A 6,000-nucleotide genomic window follows, 5' to 3' on the forward strand; every position below is an offset into this window, starting at 1 on the left:
ATAGCCAACACCCGCCGCGCTCGGCGAGATGCCGCCGCCGGATCGGCGAAAACCCGCGGATTCCCGCCTGCCGGCCGTGGCCGGTCATCTCCTGCAAACCACTAATGTGGCTGCATAAATCATCGCCGCACAGGCCACGATCGACGGGCCCGCGGGCGTGTCGAACCAAAGGCTGGCCCAAAGTCCGCCAAAGACCGAAACCGCGCCGATCAGGGTGGCGGAACCCGCCATCCGCTCGGGCGTTGCCGAGAATCCCCGCGCCGCCGCGGCCGGCACGATCAGCATGGCCGAGATCAGCAGCGCCCCCACGATCCGAATCGCGATGGCCACCACCAGGGCCAGCGCCAGGGACAGGATCAGCCGCTCGCGCGCCGGATCGATTCCCGCCGCCATGGCCAGTTCCTCGTTGACCGAGGCCGTCACCAGCCGCTGCCAGCGCCAGATGAGCAGCCCCAGGACCGCCGCCGCGCCGGCCCAGATCCAGGCCAGGTCGGTCCGCGTCACCGCCAGGATGTCGCCGAACAGGAACGCGTCCAGCCCCACCCGCAGCGAGGGCACGAAGCTGACCCCCACCAGCCCCAGCGCCAGCGCGCTATGCGCGAGCACGCCCAGCACCGTATCCATGGACTGGCCCCGCGCCGTAAGATGCGCCACGATCAGCGCCATGGCGACGGCCACGGCCAGCGTGCCCAGATAGATCGGCAACGAGAAGACGAAGCTCAGCGCCACGCCCAGGATCGCCGCATGGGCGGTCGAATCGCCGAAATAGGCCATGCGGCGCCAGACCACGAAGGAACCCAGCGCCCCCGTCGCCAGCACAAGGCCAAGCCCCGCCAGGGCGGCTCGGGTCAGGAAGTCGTCAAGCATGGGGCCTCAATGCGTATGGGCGCAGGCCGGGCCGTGGCGATGGCCCTCTGCGACATGGTCGTGGTCGTGATCATGGTGATGCTGGTAAAGCGCCAGCGTGCCCTGCGATTCGGCGCCGAACATGGCGCGATAGGCGGGCGCGGCGCTGACCGCCTGCGGCGTGCCCTCGCAGCAGACATGGCCGTTCAGGCACACCACCCGGTCCGAGGCGCGCATGACCACCAAGAGATCGTGGCTGACCATCAGCACGGCGGCGCCGGTCTCGGCCCTGACCTCCTCGATCAGCTTGTAGAAGGCGACGATGCCGGGCTGGTCCAGGCCCTGCGTCGGCTCGTCCAGCACCAGAAGCTGCGGGTCGCCAAGCAGGGCGCGGGCCAGCAGCACGCGCTGGAACTGCCCGCCCGACAGCGCGGTGATCTGCCGCGCCTCCAGCCCCGGAACGCCGGTCCGCTCCAGCGCCGCGGCGGCCTGCGCGTCGCCCACGCGGCGCGGCAGCGACAGGAAGCGGCGCACGGTCATCGGCATGGCCCGCTCGATATGCACGCGCTGCGGCACATAGCCGATGCGTAGCCCCGGCGCCCGCTCGACCCGGCCCGAGGCCAGCGCGACATGGCCCAGAAGCGCCCGCACCAGCGTCGACTTGCCCGAGCCGTTCGGACCGACCACGGTGACGATCTCGCCGGGGCGGATCAGGAAATCGACATGGTTCAGCACCGGCAGGTCGCCGCCATGGCTGACCGACAGGTCGGTGGCACGGATCAGCGCCGTCACAGCCCGGCCTCGGAGCAGCGCGCGCAAAGGCCCAGCAGCTCGACGGTGCTGCGCTCGACGTGAAAGCCGGTGGCCCCGGCAAGCCGGTCCAGCGCCGCCCGCAGCTCGGGCGCATCGGCCTCGGCCACCTGCTCGCAGCCGCGGCAGATCAGGAAGGCCGGCGAGTGGTCGCGCTCGGTCGAAAGGCAGGCGGCATAGGCGTTCAGCCGCTGGACGCGATGGGCCAACCCCTGCTCGACCAGGAAATCCAGCGCCCGATAGGCGACAGGGGGCTGCTTGCCGAAGCCCTCGGCCGACAGCCGCTCCAGCACCTCATAGGCGCCCATGGCGCGATGCGATTCCAGCAGGATCTCCAGCGCGCGGCGGCGCACCGGGGTCAAGCGCACGCCCTCGACCCTCGCCTGTTCCTCGGCGCGACGCAGCACGGCGGCCGCGCAATGGGCATGGTCGTGTTCGTGAAACGGATCGGGGGGGGATTCCGGGGCGGTCATGATGTTATATCGTTACATTTCTGCTTGACGAGTTACGATATAACATAAATAACCTTGGCGTTTCTGCAAGTGAGTCCGCCATGATCCGATATTCTTCCCTTCTTCTTGCCGCCGCGTTGGGCAGCACCGCCCTGCCCGCCTGGGCCGAGGTTCCGCGGGTCGTGACCGACATCCCGGTCGTCGGCGCCCTGGTGCAGCAGGTCATGGGCGAGCTGGGCCAGCCCGAGATCCTGCTGCAAGCCGGCGGCGATCCGCACGACTACCAGCTGCGCCCCAGCCAGGCGCGCAGCGTGCAGGATGCCGGCCTGCTGATCTGGGTCGGCCCGGAACTGACCCCCTGGCTCGAGCGCGCGGCCACGAGCCTTTCCCCACAGGCCGAGATGCTGACCCTGCTGCACCTGCCCGCCACCCATCGCCGGGACTATGCCGGCGATGAGCATGAGCATGAGCATGAGCATGAGCATGAGCATGAGCATGAGGATCATGACCACGGCCATGCCGGGGAACAGGGGCATGAAGGCCACGACCACAGCGGCACCGACCCCCATGCCTGGCTGGACCCGGCGAACGGACAAGCCTGGCTCGCCGCCATCGCCGAGACCCTGTCCCGGCGCGACCCCGAGAACGCCGCCACCTATGCCGCCAATGCCGCCAGGGCCGCCGAGGAAATCGCCGCGCTGGACGCCGAGTTGCAGGCCACGCTGTCCCCCGCCCAGGGCAAGCGCTTCGTCGTCTTCCACGACGCCTATGGCTATTTCACCGAGCATTACCGGCTGGAGCCGGCGATCGCGGTCAGCCTGGGCGATGCCTCGACGCCCTCGGCCGCGCGGCTCCAGGCGATTCGCGCCGAGATCGCCGAGAATGGCGCCATCTGCGCCTTCCCCGAGGCGAATCACGACCCGAAACTGATCGCCGCGGTGATCGAAGGCAGCGAGATTCGCCAGGGCACCGCACTCGACCCCGAGGGCACCGGCGCCACCCCCGGCGCCGGGCTTTACGCCGAAACCCTGCGCGGCATGGCCTCGGCCCTGGCCGATTGCCTGGGCACGGGCTGAAATCTGCCGGAAAATAAGGGACAAGGAACAGGCGGGCCTCGAAAGGGTCCGCCTTTTTCGTTGCAAATCGGCAGGTTATGGGAAACACAATTCCCGACTATTTTCCTTTGACATCCCTTAGGAAATTTGTCAGGTTACGATCACCGCGACAGAAACGAGGAACTGGACATGACCGCGACCCGCCCCGCCGAATTCACGCGTCCCGGCGTGACCGCCCTGCAACGACTTCCCGAATATGACGCCGAATTGCTGACCGCCGGTGGCAATCAGGCGCTGATCGTGCTGGGCGACCAGGTGTACAACCTGCGCATCACCCGCGCCGGCAAGCTGATCCTGACCAAGTAAGCCGCACCCGAGGGACCGGCCCCTGCAGGCGGGCCTTCTCTCCGCATTCCGCGATGCAGCGGGCCGTGATCGGCCCGGCGTTCCGCAATGCTGCATGATGCAAGCCGGCGCGACCAACCGCACCGGCCATTCCCAAGACGGCGCGATCAGCCGCGCCGCGGGCCTCTTCCCTCTGGTCGCGCTCCCTTTCCGGGGGCGCGACTGGTTTTGGGGGCACCGGGTTTCGCACCAGGTTTCGCGCCGGGCTTGCCGGTCTGGAACGCGCGGGCGGGCTTGCCCTGGCCCTTGGGCTTGAAGCCCGCCTCGCCGTGCGGCTTGAAGCTGCGCTCGCCCTCGGCGGCTTTCGCGCCGCCCTTGAAACCGGGCTGACCACCGCGCGGACCCTTGCCGAAGGGCTTGGCATCGCGCGCGGGCTTGCCTTCGCCCTCCGGGCGGCGGGCAAAGGGCTTGCGCTCGCCATCCTCGCGCTTGGCGAAGGGCTTGCGGCCTCCGTCCTCGCGCTTGGCAAAGGGCCGCGCGCCATCCTCGCGCCGGGCGAAGGGCTTGCGTTCACCATCCTCACGGCGGACAAAGGGCTTACGCTCGCCATCCTCGCGGCGGACAAAGGGCTTACGCTCGCCATCCTCGCGTGGCTTGCGCGGGCGGGCGTCACCCTCGGCCCGCTTGGCGAAAGGCTTGCGCTCACCGTCTTCACGGCGCGCAAAGGGCTTGCGTTCCCCATCCTCGCGTGGCTTGCGCGGGCGGGCGTCGCCCTCGGCGCGCTTGGCGAAAGGCTTGCGCTCACCGTCTTCACGACGGGCAAAGGGCTTGCGTTCCCCATCCTCGCGGCGGGCAAAGGGCCTGCGCTCGCCATCCTCGCGCGGCTTGCGCGGGCGGTCATCGCCCTCGGCCGCGCCGCGTTCGCGGAAGCTGCGCGGCTTTTCCTCGGCCTCGCCGGTCAAGAGCCCGCCCAGCTGGTCGCGCAGCACCTTGCGCTTGACCTCGCGCACCTCGTTTTCCTCCAGCCCGGTCAGCTTGAACGGGCCATAGCCGATGCGGATCAGCCGATTCACGATCAGCCCGACATGGGCCATGGCACGGCGGATCTCGCGGTTGCGGCCCTCGCGGATGCCGACGGTCAGCCAGGCATTGGCGCCCTGCTGGCTGTCCAGGCTGATCTCCATCGGCGCGAATTCCTCGCCCTCGATGGTGACGCCGCGGCGCAGCGGCGCAAAGGTCAGGTCGTTCGGCTGGCCGTTCACCCGCACGCGATAGCGGCGCAGCCAGCCGGTGGTCGGCAGCTCCAGCCGGCGCTTCAACTCGCCGTCATTGGTCAGCAGCAGCAACCCTTCGGAATTCAGGTCCAGCCGCCCCACGGTCATCACCCGCGGCAGGTCGCGCGGCAGGGCGTCGAACACCGTCTGCCGCCCCTTTTCGTCCGAGGCCGAGGTCACCAGGCCGATGGGCTTGTAGTAAAGCCACAGCCGCGTCTCCTGCGGCTCTTCCAGCGGCTTGCCGTCGACGCGGATCCTGTCCGAGGGCATCACGTCCAGCGCCGGGCTGTCGATCTTTTGCCCGTTCACCGTCACGCGGCCTTCCAGGATCATCCGCTCGGCCTCGCGGCGAGAGGCGGCGCCGGCGCGCGCCATCACCTTGGCGATGCGCTCTGCCTTGGCGGCGGGTTTCGGGGCGGATTCGGGCGTGTCGGTCATGGCGATCTCCTGCGCATCTCTGCGGTGGCAAAGCGGTGCTTCTACGCTTAATGCCGCAGGATGGAAAGCAGTTCTTGCGCAAGCGACAGGCGCGGGCGAAAAGCGCGCATGGATTTTGCCTCGCACATGCCCGCAGCCCTGGACCAAGCCCGCGCCGCCGCAAGGCGCGGCGAGGTGCCGGTGGGCGCGGTGCTGACCGGCGCCGACGGCCAGGTGCTGGCCCAGGCCGGCAACCGCACGCGCGAGCTGCGCGACCCCACCGCCCATGCCGAGATCCTGGCGATCCGCGCCGCCTGCGCCGCCCTGGGTTCGGAACGCCTGCCCGGCGCGCGGCTCTGGGTCACGCTCGAGCCCTGCCCGATGTGCGCCGCCGCCATCTCGGCCGCGCGGATCGCGGTGCTCTATTACGGCGCCGAGGATTCGCGCATGGGCGGCGTGCGCCATGGCGCGCGGGTCTTCGACCATCCGCAATGCCATCACCGGCCAGAGATCATCGACGGCATTTCGGCAGAAGAATCGCGGCGACTGCTGCAAGACTTCTTTCGCGAACGTCGGTGAGATGAGAAAAGCCGCGTCATGAAACCGTCGCGAAGGGTGCTTGCGCTGCACCGCAGCATGGATAGGATGCCCACCGGGCGAACATGGGGGGACTGATGTTCCGAAAGATCTTGGTAGCGAACCGTGGTGAGATAGCGATCCGCGTGATGCGGGCTGCGAACGAGTTGGGCAAGAAGACGGTCGCGGTCTATGCCGAGGAAGACAAGCTGAGCCTGCACCGCT

General features: G+C 68.9%; 8 protein-coding genes. 4 read left to right on the forward strand and 4 right to left on the reverse strand.

Annotated elements, in window-relative coordinates:
* Positions 1–84: 84 nt before the first annotated feature.
* The 3 genes from IT40_RS11330 to IT40_RS11340 are packed head-to-tail and all read right to left on the reverse strand — an operon-like array spanning position 85 to position 2,129.
* Positions 85–867 carry a metal ABC transporter permease gene (locus tag IT40_RS11330; protein ID WP_036754754.1) on the reverse strand — a complete coding sequence of 261 codons (783 nt, stop codon included), beginning with the start codon at positions 865–867 and terminating at the stop codon, positions 85–87.
* Positions 868–873: 6 nt separating this feature from the next.
* Complete coding sequence (locus IT40_RS11335; RefSeq protein WP_036754757.1) at positions 874–1,638, reverse strand: metal ABC transporter ATP-binding protein; 765 nt, start codon at positions 1,636–1,638, stop codon at positions 874–876.
* Entirely contained in the window at positions 1,635–2,129 is a 495-nt protein-coding gene (locus tag IT40_RS11340; RefSeq protein ID WP_036754760.1) for a Fur family transcriptional regulator, read from the reverse strand. The genes IT40_RS11335 and IT40_RS11340 overlap by 4 nt, the downstream gene beginning before the upstream one ends.
* An 80-nt stretch (positions 2,130–2,209) precedes the next feature.
* On the opposite strand from IT40_RS11340, the gene IT40_RS11345 reads away from it, so the two are divergent.
* Together IT40_RS11345 and hemP are read left to right on the forward strand one after the other, a co-directional pair.
* A complete protein-coding gene (locus tag IT40_RS11345) occupies positions 2,210–3,184 on the forward strand; it encodes a zinc ABC transporter substrate-binding protein (RefSeq protein WP_052095865.1) in 975 nt (324 codons plus the stop codon).
* Between the two features lie 168 nt (positions 3,185–3,352).
* Positions 3,353–3,529, forward strand: coding sequence for a hemin uptake protein HemP (hemP, locus tag IT40_RS27510; RefSeq protein ID WP_010394206.1), 177 nt, complete (start codon positions 3,353–3,355; stop codon positions 3,527–3,529).
* Positions 3,530–3,675: 146 nt separating this feature from the next.
* Here hemP and IT40_RS11350 read toward each other — a convergent pair whose 3' ends face one another.
* Complete coding sequence (locus IT40_RS11350; protein ID WP_036754762.1) at positions 3,676–5,220, reverse strand: pseudouridine synthase; 1,545 nt, start codon at positions 5,218–5,220, stop codon at positions 3,676–3,678.
* 108 nt (positions 5,221–5,328) lie between these two features.
* Between IT40_RS11350 and IT40_RS11355 the strand changes: the two genes are divergently transcribed.
* On the forward strand, positions 5,329–5,778 hold the full coding sequence (locus tag IT40_RS11355) for a nucleoside deaminase (protein WP_036754764.1): 450 nt from the start codon (positions 5,329–5,331) through the stop codon (positions 5,776–5,778).
* Between the two features lie 95 nt (positions 5,779–5,873).
* Positions 5,874–6,000 (forward strand): biotin carboxylase N-terminal domain-containing protein (locus tag IT40_RS27515; protein WP_166443844.1); only part of this gene is annotated, 127 nt, incomplete at its 3' end.

This window comes from Paracoccus versutus, assembly GCF_000763885.1.
GTDB classification, from domain to species: Bacteria; Pseudomonadota; Alphaproteobacteria; order Rhodobacterales; family Rhodobacteraceae; genus Paracoccus; species Paracoccus versutus.